Raw genomic sequence first — 20,334 nt, 5'->3', positions numbered from 1 at the left:
GGTAAAATTCAAAGCGCTGAATTCCTTTAATTGGAAGTTCAGCGCTTGAAATATTTTGCCTTGATTTTGAAAACCTGATGTTTTCGGGTTTTTAAGCTTGGGTAGGGAGCTCTTCTGGTTTGTTCCAGTTGATTTTTACCGAGAAGTACATCAGACAGGCCACGGTAATGAACAGGCCAATACTACCGAACAATAGCGCAAGGTCTTGCAGCTGGATGATCACATAAATGAAACTATAAAATATACTCAGGATCAGCGCAAAAGCCATTGCCGCTTTTTTATTCCGTAGAAAGGCCCCGATAAAGGTACTCACCAGGATTACGGTAGCCGCAGAGGCGATAAAATAGGCCAGCGCAAAACCTACCTGTTCTGTAAAGGAAAGCAGCAGGGTATAGTAAATGATCATGGCTGCGCCAATCAGCACATATTGCAGCAGGTTTACTTTTACTTTGTTCAGTAGTTCGATAAAGAAAAGAGAGATAAAGCTTAGTAGAATGATGAGGATGGCATATTTTGCCGAACGCATCGTTTTCTGGTACTGATCTACCGGCAGTAAAAATTTAACCCCAAATGTAGCTTTGATTTTATTTTGTGGCGTCAGCACTTGCTGACCGCTGATCCATTGCTGCGGAAAGGGTCTGTTGAAATTGGACATCTTCCAGGTGCTGCCGAATTGTTTTTCGGTAATGTTCCTGCTTTCCGGAAGAAAGGCTCCTGTGAAACTCGGATTGTTCCAGTCGCCATTAACTTTGATCGTACTGTTTTTTCCCAGGTGCAGGAAATTCAGCGCTTCACTTCCACGGAGTTCCAGGTCGTAATTGAATTGTATGGCAGAATTTTTTGTTGCTGCAAGATCTATTTGTACCCCAAGGTTGTTGGCAAATAGGTTTTCAGTTGCAAAATCCGGCTCTGCGGTATAAGACTGGCCATCAATTTTAATGATAGGGGTGTTTTTTAAACCTTTAAAATCACTGATTCCAGCTACTATTTTTGCTTTATCCCAAAGGATCATCTCTGGATTGATCCCTGATTTTTTCCATTCTAAGGCACTGAATTTACCATTTAAACGAATTTTCGCATGATAGACTACGGCATCAAATATGCCGCGGTGCAGAATCTCTGGTTTCACTGCTGTTTGTATGTCCAGGGTTTCCGGAAGGAGGTAAATGGTAGACAGGCTTTCCTTCAGGGTTTGTTTGCCGTTAACATCAGTGGATTTGATCCATGTTTTATAGGGTAATTGCAAAATCGGACTTTCGATGAGCTGCGGGCCAGACCATTTGGAGGAGATTTCCTGGATGGCCTCGTCTTGTCTGCCCTGGCGTTCTTCAATCAGATATTGTATCCAGGAGGAGGGGATGAGCAAGAGCAGTGTCAGTACTGCAATTAAAAATAATTTGGCACCTACGGATTCCTGAAGTTGTTGGAAGACCGTTTTTTCTTTTGTGGATTGATTTGTTTCCATGGCTTGTTTCTTTAAAAGTACTTTGTGTTTCAAAGTAGATGGGTAAAAAAAATTAAGTTTTCTGTAGTTTGATTAAATTTTCGAGGGATTCCAGGTGTTTCAGGAATGCGGTTCTTCCTTGTTCGGAAGCAGCATAACTGGTATTGGGTTTTCTGCCCAGAAAGGATTTATAGACGTTAATATAAGCTTCTTTTTCCAGGGCTTTCAGATGGGAGGCCAGGTTGCCATCAGTCACCTCCAGCAATTCTTTCAGAGAATTGAAGTCGTAACTGTCATTGGCTACCAAAACGCTCATGATCTGTAAGCGAACCCGGTTTTCAAAGGCTTTATCGAAATTTGCTAATGTGGTTTTCACTTGTCGTATTTAAAATGCATGATCGTACCGTAAATGATGTGGAGTAATCCGAAACCAATTGTCCAGAAAAACAGGCCATATCCAGGTAGTAAGGCGGCAAATATACCTAGAAACAACTCCATTAGGCCTAACCATTTCACATCTTCAAAAGTGTAATTGCTGGCGCCAACCAGGGCAAGGCCATAAAATATCAGACAGGTTGGGGCAATGACCCCATAATAGCCACGGAAAAAGAGAATCAGAATCAGGCATCCCCCGGTTAATAATGGAACCAACATGCTGAACAGTAGTTTTTTGCTGATCGGGTTCCAGACCTTCTGGTTTGTTTTACCTGCTTTCCGGAGGGTTAATAATATACCGGTGCCAATAGAAAGGATCAATACCGCCAGGGCAAGGTAAAATAAGTTCCATAGCAAGCCGTTTTGATCTACAAAATGCTCCTGGAAATCCATATAATTGTTTTGGCCATACACCATATACCAGGCGATAGCCGCACCAATCAAGGCATAAACTCCCGCCATAATTCCAGATAACCCACTCAGGGAGATGAATTTTGCAGAACGTTCCATCAGATTTCTGATAGAATGGAGTTCAGAATAGATTTCTTGCTTTTCCATAAAAGTACTTTGTACTACAAAGTAAAGTATTAATTATGGGATCTGCAATAGGGCTTAAGAATTTTTACAACAGGGCTTAAGAAAATTTACAGCAGGGCTTAAGAATTTTTTACCAGGATGCTTTCCAGTACGTTAGCTACATCATCGCATTTATCGGCCGCCATTTCTAAAATTTGCAGGATTTCTTTTTGTTTGATCAGTTCGATAGGATTCATTTCCGATTGAAATAAAAAGGCCAGGGCCTGGTTACATACGGCATCCGCCTGGCCTTCGCCTTTATAGATCCGCAGACAAACATCACTGATCAGGCCGGTATTTTTGAAAGTACGAAGTTCTTTGAGGGCAATCTCCAGGTCGCGGCACATTTCAATCAGCAGTTGCGCCATCCGGATCATCGGTTTATTGAGTTCGGTAACCTGATATAGGTCTACATTGATGGCTGCAGTGTGCATATAATCCGCAATGGCGTATAATGCGCTGATGAGGGAATGGATGTCTTCCCTGCTGAATGGGGTAATGAGGCTCTTGCTCAGGCTCAGAAATACTTTGGTGCGGATTTGTTCGCCGGTATGTTCCATGCGTTCGATTTCCTTGATATGTGTTTTGCGTTCTTCGATATCTGTGGTGCTTAAGGTAAGCAGCAGGGTTTCGGAGAGGCGTACCAGATTTCCCCCGCATTGTTCAAACAAGGGCTGGAATTTTTTATCCTTAGGGCTAAAGACTTTGAAGAAGTTGTTCATAGAGCAGATGATATAATTCAAAAATATCGATCGCAATATTAACAGGGGATGAAATTTCTGCTATGTTAAACGACAGATACTTCGATACCTAAACTTTCCAGCTGTTGTAAAGTTTGTGGGGAGATCCCGCTATCGGTAATCACATGGTCTATTTCTTCTATGCCACAAATCTTGCCGAATCCTCTTTTTCCGAACTTGGTAGAATCTGCGAGAACCACCACTTTCTGGGAGGCATCTATCATTTGTTTGTTCAGCTGTGCTTCGAAAGCATTGGTGGTGGTGAGGCCAAACTCCAGGTCGATCCCGTCTACACCCAGAAATAGTTTACTACAAAACACATTGCTCAGGATATTGTCTGAATAGGGGCCGGTTACGGAAGCCGAGCTTTTTCTAAGCAATCCACCCAACTGGATCACGTCGATGTTGTCATGACGGATGAGTTCTAAGGCCACGTTTAGTGCGGAAGTGATCACGGTAAGCTTGCCTTCTGGTTTGATGGCTCTGGCCAGCGCCAGTACGGTAGTACCGGAAGCAATAATGATCGAATCATTGTCTTTCACCAATACCGCTGCCGCAGCAGCAATCCGCAGCTTCTCCGAAGATTGCAATTGCTCTTTTTCATTCACGGGCCGGTCTACCGTATAAGGGTTGTTTAAGGTAGCCCCGCCATGGGTTCTGAACAGTAGTTTCTTGTCTTCGAGTAGCTTCAGGTCCTTACGAATGGTTACTGAAGAAACGTCAAGTTCTTTACATAGAATCTGAACATCGACAGATCCCTCTGCCTGGATTCTATGGAGAATATAATGGTGTCTTTCTGCTATGTTGATCATTGTAGGCCTTTTTATACTGTTGTTACCGGGTTTGGAATTAAAGATGCAACAAAATTAAATGAAAAATAAATGCGCTTTCATAAACATCAGGTAATTCGTAGTTTAGCTTAGATATGAAAAAAATATTTACTCAACTTTTCTGCGGTATCTGGCTGATTGTTCTTTTTTCGCCAATGGCGCTAAAAGCACAGTCGAAAGCAATCGACTCGGGCTATAGGTCTGATGGTTATGTGGCACGCCTGGAAAAATTTAAAACAGATCCGATTTCCAAAAATGATGTGGTATTCTTAGGAAACAGCATTACGGCGGGTACGAACTGGGCGAAATTACTGGATATGCCTAGGGCGATAAACAGAGGGATTTCCGGCGACATTACTTTTGGGATATTGAACCGCCTCCAGGAGATTATTGACGCAAACCCACGTAAGATATTTATCCTGATCGGTACCAATGACATTGCCAGAGAAATTCCTGATGCTGTAATTGTGGAGAATTACAAACGGATGCTGGAGCGTATTAAAGCCGGTTCTTCTTCCAAAGTGTACTTCTTTACCATTTTACCAGTGAACAAGAACACCAACTTTCAGAAGCACAAAGGAAAGGCAGAACACATCAACCGGATCAATTCAGAAATGAAAAAGCTGGCTTCTAAACGCGTGAAAGTAATTGATCTGTACAGCTATTTTGTAGATGGAGAAGGGCAGCTGAAAGAAAACCTGAGTTACGACGGCTTACACCTCAATGAGGCCGGTTATCAGGAATGGGCAAAAATACTAAGGGATGGAGATTACCTGAAATAGGAAGCAGGTGGCCTGGAAACAGGACTGATGATATGGGGGAATAAGGATGCTTTGCGCTGGAAAGCGACATCCTTATTCCCTTTTTTTAGGAACAAATGGGTTTAACTGCGAACAGGAACCGTTTCAACAGTTAGAAATGCCGGCTCCGGGAAAGGAAGAATCTCCCTGTTCACGTAGCGGTTTTCTTTATAGGTTTCTTTCCCTAGTTTCTTTAACATCTTGTAATGAGATTTTAAAGCGTCCATGAAAGTAATACATTCATTGTATGGCAGGTTGTATTCTGCTGCGGTTTGTTTGATGATCTTGCTGATCGCAGGGTAGTGAATGTGACAGATCTTAGGAAACAAATGGTGTTCTACCTGTCTGTTTAATCCACCACATAAGAAAGCGGCTACGGAACTGTTTACCGCAAAGTTAGCGGTAGTCTGCAATTGATGTGCAGCCCAGGCTTCTTCGATATTACCGGCTTCATTAGGCATTGGAAATTCGGTAGACTCCACCACGTGTGCCAGCTGAAATACCAGGCCTAAAACCAGTCCCTGTGCAAATTGCATCGCCAGAAAACCAATGATAAACTGCCACCAGGTGATGTTCATCACCAGTAATGGAAGCACAATAAACAGGAAGTAATAGATTGCTTTATAAAAAAACAGGTTGAAGTATTCGATTTTAGGATGACTCAATACATGTTCACCCACTTTTTTCTGGAAGAATTTCTTGTAATCTTTTCTGAACACCCAGGAAAGCATCGCCAGACTATACAAGGCAAAGGCATAAAAATGCTGGTATTGCTGTACGCGGTTAACGGTTTCTGAAGTAGAGAAGCGGATCAATCCCGGCGCCACATCGATGTCTTCATCATGGCCCGCAATATTGGTATAGGTATGGTGTACGATGTTGTGGGTAATGTTCCACACATACGGACTCGCGCCAAGCAGGTTAAAGATAAAGCTGAATATTTTATTGACAGCAGGGTAGGGTGATAAGGCTTTATGAATGGCATCGTGACAAACGTTAAAACCTACAAAGGCGCCAAATACCCCCAAAAGGATCGCCAGGAGCAACATTACAGGCGTACTGAAATTACCCAGTAACAGCAGTAGATAGATGCTGGTAAAACCGCTAAGAAAGAAAAATACTTTAAACCACATGGCCGGATTGGCATAAGTAGTGGTATTATTTTCGATGAAATACGCATCGACTCTTTTTCGGACTGTAGTGTAAAATGTTGATTTGCTTGTGTTTGTGAACTTAACCTTTCTCGCCATAAATTATTTTTCCCGTACTGAATGTATGGCCTTTTCCCCTTGTAATTTTAGCTAATGTAGCACAATTAATACGGACATGTGACATTCCCATATTATTATTTAGTTACGAAAATACCAGCAGATTAGTTTTTCATCTATATTTACCCTTAATTAATGGTTATATATCAATCATTATTGGCACATAGATGGAGCGCATCAATATCAAGCAATTAGCTAAAGCCCTGAATTTATCTACTTCAACGGTTTCCAGAGCTTTCAGAGATAATAGTGACATTAGCAAGGAAACGAAGGAAAAGATCCTGGCAAAGGCACAGGAGTTAAACTATCAGCCCAATCACTATGCGAGTAACCTGAGGGAGCAAAAAAGTAAAACCATCGCCGTGATTGTTCCGGAACTGGCGAATAACTTTTTCTCACAGGCCATCAAGGGAATTGAAAAAATTGCCCGGGGAAAGGGCTACCATATTTTGATTTATTCTACGGATGATGATTATGAGAAAGAAGTTTCTTTCATCAGACACCTGCACAATGGCAGGGCAGATGGGATCATCATGTCCGTGTCCGGAGAAGCAAATGACCATACTTACCTGAATGAACTGAGTCATAAAAGACTGCCTTTGGTGTTTTTTGACAGGGTATATGAAGATATCATTACGCCAAGGGTGATCAGCAATGATTACGACAGTAGTTTTTCTGCGACCGAACACCTGATTAAACAAGGTTGCCGCAAGATTGCTTATCTGGTGATCAACAAAAACCTGTCTATCGGTAAGTTCAGGATGCAGGGATATATTGATGCCTTAGCGAAATATGAGATTCCTTTTCAAGATCACCTGGTGGTAGATTGTACCAATAGCTATGCGAAGAACTCCTCGATTTTAAAGCGTTTACTGCTGGATGTAAAACCAGATGGGATCTTTACTTCCGTAGAAAGGTTGGCTTTTGCCACTTATTATGCCTGTTATGACCTCAATATTTCTATTCCTGAGGAGTTGATGGTGATCGGTTTTTCCAGTCTGGAAATTGCGCCTTTACTGAATCCTTCTTTAACCACCGTTACGCAGCCTGCCACAAAGATTGGGATCGAGGCCGCTAATCTTTTATTCAGAATGCTGGAAGATCCGGAAGAGGTGAATCCAAATCAGCAGATCGTGCTTAATTCTAAGTTGATCAAAAGACGTTCGACAGAGAAAAATTAAGCACGGGCCAGGGGGGAACCTGCCTGGCCTGCCGCAAAATCTTAAAGCGCAAAACAGGAGTGGTAAACTCCGGTAGCCAGGGCATAAAACTGCCGCTGTCTCTCAGTATTATGACCGGTAAAACGGTCTTTTTTATGTCCAGAATTTAGGGGGCTTTTCTGAGGTATTTTACCGCCTGTAAATGGCCCTTTTTCCCCCTCCAAAAACACCCGTTTTTTTCAAAAACTTTTCAAGGTTTTGTGATTTTACGCAGAATTCCGCCTCCGGCTTTCCACAAGTTTTCAGAAAGCTGTGGAAAACGTCGGGAACGTTCCCGAGAACGTTCCCGAAAAACTCGTCAAAAACAGCTAAGTGTAAAAAATACACCTTGTAAGCTTATTTTTGTTTGTAACTGATTGATAATTAATAGTTAATGATTTTTGTTCTGAGATTTTGAAAAACACAAAAACAAATTTAGCTTCCTGTTTTTTAATTTTTAACGTATAAAATATGGTGTTAAAAAAAAATAACATATAATATTTTGATTTATCAGGTACGCTTCGCTTATTTACCATGAGCATTATTAGCACCATACACTAACCAAATATTTACCCTAAAAACGAGCTATAAATATGAAAGTATTTTACCTGCTGAAGCCCTTTTTATTGTTGTTCATTGTTCTTGCAACATTGACTGCACAGGCACAAACCAGTTCATTAACTGGAACAGTTTTAGATGAGACCGGATTACCACTTCCCGGAGCGTCTATCCAGATCAAAAGTATCAATAAGAGTACCACTACAGATGCGAGCGGAAAATACCGTTTGAGCGGATTGTCGAATGGTGCTGTTACGGTGGTTGCAAGTTATATCGGCTACACTGCCGTATCACAAAATGTAACGATCTCCGGTAATACCGTGTTAAACTTATCACTAAAGCCAGATGCGCAAAACCTGAATGAGGTAGTGGTCATTGGTTATGGTACGCAGCAAAAGAAAGACCTGACTGGCTCCATCGCTACGGTGAGCGCTAAAGATTTTCAAAAAGGGGCCATTACTTCTCCGGATCAGTTGATCCAGGGTAAAGTAGCCGGGGTAAATGTAATCTCCAATGGCGGTCAGCCGGGCGGAGGAAGTACCATCCGTATTCGTGGTGGCGCTTCGCTGAATGCCAGCAATGATCCATTAGTGGTAATTGATGGGGTTCCTTTCAGCGGAAACAGCGTAAACAACGCACCAAGTCCGCTTTCCCTGATCAATCCAAATGATATTGAAACTTTCACCATCCTGAAAGATGCGAATGCAACAGCGATTTATGGTTCAAGAGCTTCTAACGGGGTAATCTTAATCACCACCAAAAAAGGAAGCTCTGCAGATCCGGTGATTAATTTCAATACCAACAATTCTTATGAAACCATCGCTAAAAAAGTAGATGTCCTTTCTGCTGATCAGATTCGTGCTTATGTAAATCAGTATGGAAATAAGAGCTATGATGATAATCCAGACCATACTTACAAATCCTTATTGGGAAATGCCAATACAGACTGGCAGGATGAGATCTATAAAAATGCCTTTTCTACTGACAATACCCTGAGTATTGGTGGTATTTTCAAAAATGTACCTTACCGTGTTTCTGCGGGTTATCTGGACAAACAAGGTTTGTTAATCACGGATAAGTTTGAGCGTGCAACCGGTACTTTCAGTATTTCCCCAAGATTGTTTACCGATCATTTGAAAATTGACCTGAGCTTAAAAGGGTCTCTATCAGAAGCTAGATTTGCCAATGAGGCGGCCAGAGCTTCGGCCATTCAGTTTGACCCTACGCAGCCGGTATTTGCCAATAATCAATATGGTAATTATTTCGAATGGATTAAAGGTGGTGTACCTAATCCGAATGCCCCACGTAACCCGGTTGCTTTAGCAGAATTGCGCAACAATACTGGTAAAACGGAAAGAAGTTTCGGTAATGCCAGATTCGACTATTCCTTCCACTTCCTTCCGGAATTACATGCCAACTTAAACCTTGGATATGATGTGTCTAAAGGATACGGTAGAATCTTTGTTCCTGCTTATGCCGCACAAAATGCATCGACCCAGGGTTTTCAAGGTCGTTCACAAGATACTCAGAACAATAAAATCGCAGAGTTTTACCTGAACTATGCCAAAAACATCGCCAGCCTGAAAAGTAGAATCGATGTAACGGCAGGTTATGGTTATTACGACAATAAAAGCACGAGCTACAGTTTTGAAGAGTATAAAGCGGATGGCACCTCGGTGACCAGAACACCGGTCTTTCCTTTTAATGTAGAGCAAGAAAAAATGGAATCTTTTTATGGTCGTTTGATCTATACTTATGCAGATAATTATATTCTTTCTGCCACCATGCGTTCTGATGGTTCTTCGAGATTCGGAGAAGATCACCGTTGGGGATATTTCCCTTCTGTAGGTTTTACCTGGAGAGTAATCGGGGAAGATTTCATGAAAGACAGTAAAGTGTTTTCTGATATGAAACTGAGATTGAGCTATGGCCAGACCGGAAATAAAGATGGTATCGGTAACTATAACTACATGGCCAAGTATTTCAGAAATGGAAATCAAGGGCAATACCAGGTTGGCGGTACGTTCTACGATTACTATACACCGGCAGCTTATGAGCCTGATTTGAAATGGGAAACTACTTCTTCGTATAACGCAGGTATCGACTATGGCTTCTTTAAAAACAGAGTTTATGGTAGCGTAGATGTGTATTACAAAAAAACAAAAGACCTTTTGTCTACGGTAGATATTCCTTCGGGAACAAATTACAACAACCGTTTACTAACCAATGTGGGTAATATGGATGTTCGTGGTTTAGAAGCGAGTATCAATGTAGCGCTGATCCAAACCGAAAATACCACCTGGGATATCGGATTAAATATGGCTTACAATAAAAGGGAAGTAACCAATCTTACGCTGGATTCTGATCCTAATTTCAAGATCGATGCGGGTGGAATTACTGGTGGTACCGGAAACAATATCAAATACAATGCAATTGGCCAGGCGCCGGGATCTTTCTTAGTGAAAAAACAGATTTATGATGCCAGCGGAATGCCTTTACAGGGCGTATATGCCGACCTTGATGGGAATGGTGTAGTGAATGCGGATGATAAATACTTCTACCATTCTCCGGATCCGAAGTTCACTTTTGGCTTTAACTCTTCGTTCAGCTATAAGAAATGGACTTTGAGCACCACGATGAGAGCCAATATCGGTAATTATGTGTATGATAACGTGTCTTCCAACTTTGGAGTGAGAAGCAATATCTTAAGTCCGAGTGGATTGATCAATAACGCCAATGTGGATGTGTATAAGACCAATTTCACCAATAATGAATACCTGAGTGATTACTACATGAAAAATGCTTCTTTCCTGAAAATGGATAATGCAGGCTTGTCTTACGATTTCGGAAAGATCTCCAGAAGTGGAAATACGACCCTTCGTCTGGCGGCAAATGTGCAGAATGTGTTTGTATGGACCAAGTATGACGGACTGGATCCGGAAATCACGTCGGGTATCGATTATAACTTATACCCAAGACCAAGGACTTATACATTGGGCTTAAATGTTGGCTTTTAATATTTATCAGGATGAGAAACTTATTTAGAATATTCACCATATCAAGCGTTTTACTGGTTTTTATCAGCTCATGTAAAAAAGAAGACTTGAACTTACGACCTACTAATGATTTAGTAGCGGATCAGGCTTATGCCACACCAGCGGGTTATAAAAACCAACTGGTAAAATTATACTCCAGTTATGCCTTAACGCATCCTAGTGGTGCTACAGGGGAGAGTGACATTGGCGGATTAAACCCCGGCTTTACAGATTTCCTGAGGTTATTCTGGATGTCGCAGGAATTGCCAACAGACGAAGCCATCTGCGGATGGAATGATGATGGAATCCCTGAAATGAACAAGATGACCTGGACTTCAGAAAACATCTTTATCAGAGGTTTGTACTCCAGAAGTATTTATCAGATCACGGTGTGTAATGATTTCCTTAGAGAGAGTACGCCAGAAAAATTAGCAAGTCGTGGAATTAGCGGTCAGGATGCTACAAATGTACAGCAATACCGTGCAGAAGCCCGCTTCCTGCGTGCCTTCCAGTATTGGGTATTGATGGATGGTTATGCCAATCCTCCTTTCGTGACGGAAAATGACCTGATCGGAAAAGTTGCACCGAAACAAATTCAAAGAGCAGAGTTGTTCAAATATGTGGAGTCTGAGCTGAAAGCAATTGAAAGCGAATTAGCAGAGCCATTAGCCAACGAATATGGACGTGCCGATAAAGGTGCAGACTGGTCGTTATTAGCCAGATTATACCTGAATGCAGAAGTGTATACCGGTACAGCCAGGTATACGGATGCCATTACCTATTCCAGTAAAGTGATCAACGGTGGTTATGACCTTGCGAAGGTTTATAAAAACCTGTTCCTGACAGATAACAATACGACGAGTAAAGAAAACATTCTGACCATCAATTACGATGGTTTACACACCCAGAATGATGGTGGAACAACTTACCTGATCAATGCCGCAATTAACGGTGATATGAACCCTGCGGCATTTGGTGTACCAACCGGTGGTTGGGGTGGTAATCGCAGCCGTATTAACCTGCCTAAATTATTTACAGATTATAGTGGTGCGACCGATAAAAGAGCCTTGTTTTTTGGTGCTAAACTGGAAAATGATGACATGGGTACTTTTACCGATGGTTTAAGGGTAGTAAAGTTTAGAAATGTGGATTCCAAAGGTGTTCCCGGAGCTTCTATCGAAGGAAAATTCAGTTCCTTAGATTTCGCACTATTCCGTCTTGGCGAGCAATACCTGATCTATGGAGAAGCCGTAGCCCGTGGTGGAGCTGGTGGTTCTGTTGGACAGGCAGTTACTTATGTCAACAAATTACGTGAGCGCGCTTATGGCAATATCTCAGGAAATGTAACGACTGTAAATGTTGATTTCTTCCTGGACGAACGTGGCAGAGAATTGTATTGGGAAGGTTTCCGCCGTACAGATTTAGTACGCTATAAAAAGTTTACTGATGCCGGATATCTATGGCCTTATAAAGGTGGTGTGAAATCTGGTGCTGGTGTAGCGGCAACGCGTAACATCTATCCTTTGCCTTTAGCCGATATGATCGCCAACAGGAATCTGACTCAAAATGATGGTTATTAACCCTAAGAAAGAAATTAAGATGAAATCAAATATCATAAAATATATTTCCTTGGTTTTAGTGACCATAGGTTTATGGTCCTGTAAAAAGGATGGAACAGAACTCGTGTCTGATGTGAGCCCCGCAGGTACGCTAACGACAAGTACCAGCACGCTGAACTTATCTTTAGCCAATGCAACGGCTACGGCAGTAACCCTTACTTTTCCTGCTCCGGTAATTACCGGGGTAGTTATTCCGGTGACCACCACCATTCAGATCGATGTGAAAGGTAGAAACTTCTCCAATCCTACAGAAGTAGTGGTGACTAATACCAGCTATGCACCAAAAGTTAGCGATATCAATGCCATTTTACTTGGTTTTGGATTAAAAGCAGAGGTTCCTGCGGAGATTGAAGTCCGCTTAAAATCTGCTCCGGCGCCAAATGCAATTACTTATTCTAATGTACTGAGCTTGAAAGCTACACCTTACTTTGCCGCTTCCTGGGTTTATGCCCCTGGCGCTTATCAGGGATGGGCACCTTTAACTGCCGATAGTCTGGTTTCTCCGGATAGTGACGGTAAATATTCAGGGATTATTAACTTTCCTGCTGGTCAGCTGGATTTTAAAGTAACGCCTAAAAAGAGCTGGGATCTTGCCTATGGAGTACTTAATAATTTGCTAAGTACAGATGGAAGTGCGGCTAATCTTGCCGCTCCAAAAGCTGGTCCTAATTTGGTTAGTGTAGATCTGAATGCAAAAACATTTTCTATCGTAGAAGCAGAATTGTGGTCTGTCACAGGTAGCGCGACGCCACTAGGATGGGGTAGTGACATCGATATGAAATATATCAATGACGGGAAAAAGACCTGGAAAGCAACTGCGACCCTGTCAGCCGGAGACATAAAATTCAGAAAGAATCATGACTACGGTTCTAATTATGGCGGTGCCGCGGGTAGCCTTGTCTTTAATGGTGGCAATATTGCTGTCGCGGAAGGAGGGACTTATACCATTACCTTCGATATTCCCAATTTAAAATACTCACTCGTTAAAAATTAATACCCGAACAGGTTTCTCGTAGGTTTTCCTAACCCGCCAGAAACCTGTTTTTTTTTAAAACCCGTATCCTCAATTTTTGCTTATGAAAAAGATCATCCTCTTACTCCTCCTGAGTATTTCTGCCACTGCTTTTGCCCAAAAGCTTGAGCGCATAGAACCCATGTACTGGTGGGTAGGTATGAAAAACCCTAAGCTTCAATTGTTGGTTCATGGGGAGCATATCGCTGATCTGGGTGTCGAACTGAAATACCCCGGCGTAAAACTGCTGGCCGTTAATAAAGTGGAAAACCCGAATTACCTGTTCCTGGATCTGGAGATTTCTGAATCCGCCGCTGCGGGGAAATTCCCGATCGTATTTACCAAAGACGGGAAGAAGAAGCTGCAATATACGTATGAGTTGAAAAACAAATCCACGCAGGCAAACCGGATACAAGGAGTGAGTAGTAAGGATTTCATTTACCTGTTGATGCCGGATCGCTTTGCTAACGGAGACCCGAAAAATGATGTGGTCAAAGGGATGCAGGAAACAAAATTGAACAGAGATTCTATGTATTTCCGCCACGGTGGTGATCTACAGGGATTGATTAATAAACTGGATTACCTGAAAGATTTAGGCGTAACCGCCATCTGGATGACTCCGGAGATTGAAAATGATATGGCTAACGCTTCTTATCATGGCTATGCCGCAACGGATCATTATAAAATAGATCCACGCTACGGAAACCTCGCCTTGTATAAATCTTTTGTAGATCAGACGCATGCGAAAGGAATGAAAGTAGTGAAAGATATTGTACACAACCACATTGGTACCGGACATTGGTTCTATAAAGATATGCCAATGAAAGACTGGGTTAACCAATGGCCGGTTTATACACAAACAAGTTACCGCGATGAGCCGGTCATGGACCCTCATGCTTCAAAAGCAGATCAAAAGAAAATGTTGGACGGCTGGTTTGTACCAAGTATGCCTGACCTCAACCAAAGAAATCCTTATGTACAGAATTACCTGACGCAAAACCACATCTGGTGGATTGAAGATGCAGGAATCGACGGACTAAGGTTAGACACTTACCCTTATAACGACCCGGACTATATGAGAGACTGGGCGATCAAGATAAAAGCAGAGTTTCCAACATTGTCAGTTTTTGGAGAAACGTTAGTCAACTCAGCAGCCGCACAAGCCTTTTTTACCGGTGGAAATACCGTAAGCAGAGGTTTTGATACGGAATTGCCAGGCGTAACTGATGCCGTGCTTAAAAATGCAATTTATGAAGCTTTGAACGGGAAATCAGGCTGGACAGATGGGATTTTCAGGTTGTACACCACCATCGCACAGGATTTCCTATACCAGAATGCCGACCGCAATGTGATTTTCATGGACAACCATGATATGAGCAGGTTCTATTCTATGGTAAAAGAAGATTTCGACAAGTATAAATCAGGGATGGTGTTATTACTGACCCTAAGAGGGATTCCTCAAATGTATTATGGTACAGAGATTCTGATGAAGAATTATTCTGATCCGGATGGTTTGGTCCGTTCAGACTTTCCTGGCGGATGGCCTGGAGATCAAACAGATAAGTTTATCGCTGCCGGACGTACTAAACAGGAAAATGAAGCCTGGAACTTTGTCCGCACACTAGCCAATTATAGAAAAAACAGTCCGGCTTTGCAAAGCGGGAAAATGATGCAGTATGTGCCGGAAAATGGCATCTATACTTATTTCAGATACCTGCCGGAAGGTGGAAAAACCGTGATGGTCATCGTCAATGGTGATGATCAGGCCAAAAACCTGGAGACTTCAAGGTTTGAAGAACGGATCGGCAAGTCGGCTTCTGCCATAAACGTGATCACTAAAGAAAAAATAAACTCCTTAAAAACCATCGCTGTGCCTGCAAAGACCACTTTGGTGTTAGAATTAAATTAGATATAAATGCAACATACTACAGCACCTATCGCTTGTATTTTCGACCTGGACGGCGTATTGGTAGATACCGCTGTTTACCATTATCAGGCCTGGAAACAGCTGGCAAATTCTTTAGGCTTTGACTTTACAGAAGCACAAAACGAACAACTGAAAGGCGTAAACAGAATGCGCTCCTTAGATATGATCCTGCAATGGGGCGGGATTGAGAAATCTGCCTCAGAAAAGGACAGGCTTGCCGCTGCAAAGAATGAACAATATGTAGCCATGATCCAGAAAATGACGGTAGCCGAGGTGTTACCTGGCGCACTGGAATTGCTAACGGCTTTAAAGGCTCAGGGAATTAAGATTGCCCTCGGCTCTGCCAGTAAAAACTCTTCCCTCATTTTAGAACGCACGGAATTAGCCCATTTCTTCGATGCCATCGTAGATGGAAATTCGGTGAGCAGCTCTAAACCAGATCCGGAAGTGTTTTTAAAAGCCGCGGAATTGCTGGGAGCCGAAAAAGAAAACTGTGTGGTATTTGAAGATGCTTTAGCAGGGGTACAAGCGGCAATAGCGGCTGATATGATGATCGTCGGGATCGGGAAAGCGGAGAATTTACCAGGGGCACAGGTGGTGATTAATGATCTTTCGGAAATTACCATCAGCGAGATTGAAGCCTTGAGAACACGTTAAACAGCAAGCGCATTAATGACGTAATCAACATAAAGAGAATAACAGTATCTCCTGAAAAACGAGGCTGGATGAATAATAAAACATAACGTATTCCGGTTACATCAACCGCCGGAGTAATATCGCAGCATATACCATGAAAGATTATATAAAAGCAGACGAATGGAATATCATTGAGGAAGGTTTTGATCCTCATTTAAATAAAGTATCGGAGAGTTTATTCAGTATCGGTAACGGCAGAATGGGGCAACGCGCCAATTTTGAAGAGGATTATACCGGAGAAACTTTACAAGGAAATTATGTAGCCGGCGTATACTACCCGGATAAAACCCGTGTAGGCTGGTGGAAGAATGGGTATCCTGAATATTTTGCCAAAGTATTGAATGCAACAAACTGGATCGGTATTAATATTCAGATTGATGGAGAAACCTTAGACCTGAATACGGCAGTAGTAACCGATTTTAAACGGGTGCTGAATATGAAAGAGGGGACTTTGAGTCGCCAGTTTACAGCGGAATTGAAAAGTGGTAAAAGGGTTAAAGTGGAGTCTATCCGTTTTTGCAGTATCGTAGATGATGAGGTAGCCGCTTTACATTACCGCCTGGAAGCGCTGAATTTCTCCGGACAGCTCAGCCTGACTTCCTTTATGGACGGAGACGTAAAAAACCAGGATGCCAATTATGACGAGAAATTCTGGGAAGAAGTTGCACAACTACAGGAGGGAAATACCGATTACCTGGTGTTGCGTACCAAGAAAACAGAATTTGAGGTTTGCACGCTGAGTCAGACCAGTATTTTCAAAAATGAACTGCCTCAGGAATTAAATCCGATAGCAAAAGAAAAATACCTTGGGCAACAGGCTACTTTTAGTCTGGCACAAAATGAGGTGATCGATCTATATAAGATCGTTGCCAATTTATCTTCCTTGAATTACGAAAAACAAGACTTACTAAGCGCTGCAAAAGAAACAATTTTGAAGGCTGCGGAAAAGGGTTTTGAGCAATTGAAACAAGAACATTTACTTGGATGGGCTAAGAAATGGGAAGAGGGAGATATTGTGATTGAAGGTGATGTTGCTGCGCAACAGGCCATCCGTTTTAATATTTTCCAGCTTAACCAGACTTATACCGGTAAAGATGCCCGTTTAAATATCGGACCTAAAGGTTTCACCGGGGAAAAATACGGAGGTTCTACCTATTGGGATACCGAAGCGTATTGCATTCCTTTTTACCTGTCGGTAGCCCCACCGGAAGTGGCGAAAAACTTATTGGTTTACCGTTACAAACACCTGGATAAAGCGATTGAAAATGCCGTTAAATTAGGCTTTAATGAGGGGGCAGCCTTATATCCAATGGTCACCATGAATGGCGAAGAATGTCATAATGAATGGGAGATTACTTTCGAGGAAATCCATAGAAACGGCGCCATTGCCTTTGCGATTTTCAACTATATCCGCTATACAGGAGATGAGAATCACCTGGCAGAATATGGGCTGGAAGTGTTAATCGGCATTGCCAGATTCTGGAAACAAAGGGTAAACTGGAGCGCAGAGAAAAACAAGTTTGTAATGCTTGGCGTAACCGGCCCTAACGAATATGAAAACAACATCAATAACAATTGGTACACGAATAAATTAGCGGCCTGGTGTTTAACCTATACCATCGAAGCTGCGGAGCGAGTGAAAGCACTTGATCCGGAACAATATTTGAAAATTGTTGAAAAGACAAATCTTCAGGAATTAACAGAGTTTAAGGACTGGAATTCGGTAGCTGGTCAGATGTATTATCCTTACCATGAAGGCGAAGACGTGTTCCTGCAACAGGATGGGTATATGGATAAAGCGCAGATTCTGGTGAAAGATTTACCTGCGGATCAGCGTCCACTGAACCAAAAATGGAGCTGGGACCGGATTTTACGTTCTTGTTATATCAAACAAGCCGATGTATTACAGGGCATGTATTTCTTTGAAGAGGAATATGACCTGGAGACCTTAAGAAGGAATTTCAACTTCTATGAAAGCAGAACTGTTCATGAAAGTTCGCTATCACCATGTGTCCACAGCATCCTTGCGGCAAAGCTGAATGACGAGGAAAAGGCCTATGAATTTTACCTGCGCACTGCCCGTCTGGATCTGGACGATTATAACAATGATACAGAAGATGGCTTACACATCACTTCGATGGCTGGTACCTGGATGAGTGTGGTTGAAGGTTTCGCCGGAATGCGCGTACGTGAGGGGAAACTATCTTTCCAGCCTTTCTTACCGAAAAACTGGTCTGCTTTCTCTTTTACCATTGGCTTTAGAGGCATGCAGTTGAAGGTTCAGATCAATGAATCTGAACTGATCATCAGGAACAATGCTGCGGAGACTTTAGAACTGAAAGTTTTTGAACAGTTGCATGCTATCCCTCCGGGAGAAAAGACAATCGCTTACAAGACCACGCTGGTATGAAGCAAAAGTCGAGCGGTTCAAGCCGCATTTTCTTCAGCATCCTGTTAACAGGAACAACATTTGTCGGATTTTCAAGTCAGACTATGGCCCAGGATAAACCTGTCATTTATCAATTATTGCCGAGGTTGTTTGGGAATAAACAAAGTCAGCAAATCACTTATGGCACCATTCAAGAGAATGGTGTCGGTAAGTTTGCTGATATCAATAATAAAGCCCTGGATGGCATTAAAGAATTAGGGGTCAGTCATGTTTGGTATACCGGCGTTATTGCCCATGCCAGCCTGACGGATTACAGCGCTTTTGGCATTCCTGCGGATGATGCAGATGTGGTAAAAGGCCGTGCCGGATCTCCGTATGCGATCAGGGATTACTATGATGTAGATCCTGATCTGGCGGTAAACGTAAAAAACCGGATGGCCGAGTTTGAAGCTTTAATTAAAAGAACGCATGAGAAAGGAATGAAAGTCATCATTGATTTTGTACCCAACCATGTGGCGCGTCATTACCAGTCTCTGGCAAAGCCGGAAGGCGTCAGGGATTTCGGTGCAGATGACGTCCGTACTAAAAGCTTTAGTCCGGCCAATGATTACTATTATATTCCTGGTAAGGACTTCGTTGTTCCGCTGGAAAACGTCAACGCTCCGGTGCAGCATAAAGGAGTAAATTCCTTAACGGCTTTAGAAGACCAGAAGTTTAAAGAAAGTCCGGCCAAAGCAACAGGGAACAACGTGTTTTCTGCGAGTCCTTCCAAAGACGATTGGTATGAAACGGTAAAACTGAACTATGGCCTGGATTATGCCAATGGCGAGCAACAACATTTTACGCCAACACCAGGGGTATGGCTCAAGATGAGGGATATCCTGAATTAATGGGCGGCAAAAGGAGTAGATGGATTTCGTTGTGATATGGCAGAAATGGTGCCTGTAGCATTTTGGGAATGGGTAATTCCAGAACTGAAAAAAGCACACCCGGGACTGATTTTTATCGGCGAAGCCTACAATCCAGCGGTCTACCAGACTTACCTGACGAAAGGTCATTTCGATTATTTATATGATAAAGTAGGTTTATATGACGGCTTAAAAAAGCTAATCAGGAATGAACCAGGAGCAAATGTGTCGGATATATCTAAAGTATGGCAGGAGCAAACTGCCGGATTTGGAGACCGGATGCTGAGTTTTCTGGAGAACCATGATGAAGAACGGATTGCATCGGCAGGTTTTGCCGGCGATGCTTTACACGCGCTCCCAGCAATGGTGATTTCTGCTACCTTATCTAGGGGGCCGGTGATGTTATACTTCGGACAGGAAGTAGGGGAGCCGGGCAAAGGAATAGAAGGTTTCGGCAAAGAAGACAACCGGACTACCATTTTTGACTACTGGGGTGTCCCTGAACATCAGAAATGGATGAACAACGGTGCTTTTGACGGTGCTTTATTAGATGCAAAGCAACAAGAACTCAGAACATTTTATAAGCAGCTGATGCAGCTGGCAGCTAATTCTGAGGCGGTAAACAAAGGGGATATCCTCGAAATCCCCCTGGGAGAACAACGGATGTATGCTTTTATCAGGTATACTAAAGGACAGCGTTTGCTGATTGTAGCTAACTTCGACCGGAGTAAATCCCTGGAAAGAAAGCTGGAAATACCGGCAGGTATTTTAAAAGACCAGGAAATAAAAGAAAGCATAGATTTATTATCTAAGCTTAAAGTAGAAAGCAACCCGCAATCACTATATTTAAACGTGCTACCCGGGACTGCTCAAATCATTGAATTTTAACTATTAATAC

Annotated in this window: 15 protein-coding genes and 1 pseudogene; 10 read left to right on the top strand and 6 right to left on the bottom strand. The window is 42.5% G+C overall.

Going from position 1 to position 20,334, the window contains the following annotated elements; genetic code table 11:
• Positions 1–91 precede the first annotated feature (91 nt).
• From creD to R2Q66_RS01715, 5 genes are all read right to left on the bottom strand, one after another.
• The gene (creD, locus tag R2Q66_RS01735) at positions 92–1,498 is read right to left on the bottom strand and encodes a cell envelope integrity protein CreD (RefSeq protein ID WP_316746235.1); all 1,407 of its coding nucleotides are present in this window, start codon (positions 1,496–1,498) and stop codon (positions 92–94) included.
• 19 nt (positions 1,499–1,517) lie between these two features.
• Positions 1,518–1,820, bottom strand: a complete 303-nt coding sequence (locus tag R2Q66_RS01730) for a transcriptional regulator (RefSeq protein WP_316746232.1) — start codon at positions 1,818–1,820, stop codon at positions 1,518–1,520.
• The gene (locus R2Q66_RS01725) at positions 1,817–2,437 is read right to left on the bottom strand and encodes a hypothetical protein (protein ID WP_316746230.1); all 621 of its coding nucleotides are present in this window, start codon (positions 2,435–2,437) and stop codon (positions 1,817–1,819) included. Before R2Q66_RS01725 ends, R2Q66_RS01730 begins: the two co-directional genes overlap by 4 nt.
• 98 nt (positions 2,438–2,535) lie before the next feature.
• Positions 2,536–3,177 (bottom strand): DUF47 domain-containing protein, encoded by a 642-nt coding sequence (locus R2Q66_RS01720; RefSeq protein WP_316746228.1) that lies wholly within the window; start codon positions 3,175–3,177, stop codon positions 2,536–2,538.
• 65 nt (positions 3,178–3,242) lie between these two features.
• Complete coding sequence (locus R2Q66_RS01715) at positions 3,243–4,007, bottom strand: DeoR/GlpR family DNA-binding transcription regulator (protein WP_316746226.1); 765 nt, start codon at positions 4,005–4,007, stop codon at positions 3,243–3,245.
• 113 nt (positions 4,008–4,120) lie between these two features.
• Here R2Q66_RS01715 and R2Q66_RS01710 point away from each other — a divergent pair, with 113 nt between their 5' ends.
• Positions 4,121–4,807, top strand: coding sequence for a GDSL-type esterase/lipase family protein (locus R2Q66_RS01710; protein ID WP_316746224.1), 687 nt, complete (start codon positions 4,121–4,123; stop codon positions 4,805–4,807).
• 101 nt (positions 4,808–4,908) lie between these two features.
• Here R2Q66_RS01710 and R2Q66_RS01705 read toward each other — a convergent pair whose 3' ends face one another.
• Positions 4,909–6,075: an acyl-CoA desaturase gene (locus tag R2Q66_RS01705; protein ID WP_316746222.1), complete on the bottom strand. Its 1,167-nt coding sequence runs from the start codon at positions 6,073–6,075 to the stop codon at positions 4,909–4,911.
• A 185-nt stretch (positions 6,076–6,260) separates the two neighbouring features.
• On the opposite strand from R2Q66_RS01705, the gene R2Q66_RS01700 reads away from it, so the two are divergent.
• From R2Q66_RS01700 to R2Q66_RS01660, 9 genes and pseudogenes are all read left to right on the top strand, one after another.
• On the top strand, positions 6,261–7,274 hold the full coding sequence (locus R2Q66_RS01700; protein ID WP_316746220.1) for a LacI family DNA-binding transcriptional regulator: 1,014 nt from the start codon (positions 6,261–6,263) through the stop codon (positions 7,272–7,274).
• Positions 7,275–7,885: 611 nt separating this feature from the next.
• Positions 7,886–10,867: a TonB-dependent receptor gene (locus R2Q66_RS01695; RefSeq protein WP_316746219.1), complete on the top strand. Its 2,982-nt coding sequence runs from the start codon at positions 7,886–7,888 to the stop codon at positions 10,865–10,867.
• An 11-nt stretch (positions 10,868–10,878) separates the two neighbouring features.
• Positions 10,879–12,465: a RagB/SusD family nutrient uptake outer membrane protein gene (locus R2Q66_RS01690; protein WP_316746217.1), complete on the top strand. Its 1,587-nt coding sequence runs from the start codon at positions 10,879–10,881 to the stop codon at positions 12,463–12,465.
• Positions 12,466–12,484: 19 nt separating this feature from the next.
• Positions 12,485–13,498: a SusE domain-containing protein gene (locus tag R2Q66_RS01685; RefSeq protein ID WP_316746215.1), complete on the top strand. Its 1,014-nt coding sequence runs from the start codon at positions 12,485–12,487 to the stop codon at positions 13,496–13,498.
• 82 nt (positions 13,499–13,580) lie between these two features.
• Positions 13,581–15,425, top strand: a complete 1,845-nt coding sequence (locus R2Q66_RS01680; RefSeq protein WP_316746213.1) for a glycoside hydrolase family 13 protein — start codon at positions 13,581–13,583, stop codon at positions 15,423–15,425.
• A 6-nt stretch (positions 15,426–15,431) separates the two neighbouring features.
• Positions 15,432–16,100: a beta-phosphoglucomutase gene (gene pgmB / locus R2Q66_RS01675; RefSeq protein ID WP_316746211.1), complete on the top strand. Its 669-nt coding sequence runs from the start codon at positions 15,432–15,434 to the stop codon at positions 16,098–16,100.
• 133 nt (positions 16,101–16,233) lie between these two features.
• Positions 16,234–18,549 carry a glycoside hydrolase family 65 protein gene (locus R2Q66_RS01670; protein ID WP_316746210.1) on the top strand — a complete coding sequence of 772 codons (2,316 nt, stop codon included), beginning with the start codon at positions 16,234–16,236 and terminating at the stop codon, positions 18,547–18,549.
• The gene (locus R2Q66_RS01665) at positions 18,546–19,418 is read left to right on the top strand and encodes an alpha-amylase family glycosyl hydrolase (RefSeq protein WP_316746208.1); all 873 of its coding nucleotides are present in this window, start codon (positions 18,546–18,548) and stop codon (positions 19,416–19,418) included. The genes R2Q66_RS01670 and R2Q66_RS01665 overlap by 4 nt, the downstream gene beginning before the upstream one ends.
• Before the next feature lie 12 nt (positions 19,419–19,430).
• Positions 19,431–20,324: pseudogene (locus tag R2Q66_RS01660) on the top strand (alpha-amylase family glycosyl hydrolase); the annotation flags it as partial.
• Positions 20,325–20,334 lie beyond the last annotated feature (10 nt).

The organism is Pedobacter gandavensis, from assembly GCF_032677645.1.
In the GTDB taxonomy this organism is placed as follows: Bacteria; Bacteroidota; Bacteroidia; order Sphingobacteriales; family Sphingobacteriaceae; genus Pedobacter; species Pedobacter gandavensis_A.
The sequence above is the reverse complement of the archived record's forward strand: the minus strand, read 5'-3'. Positions and strand labels throughout refer to the sequence as shown.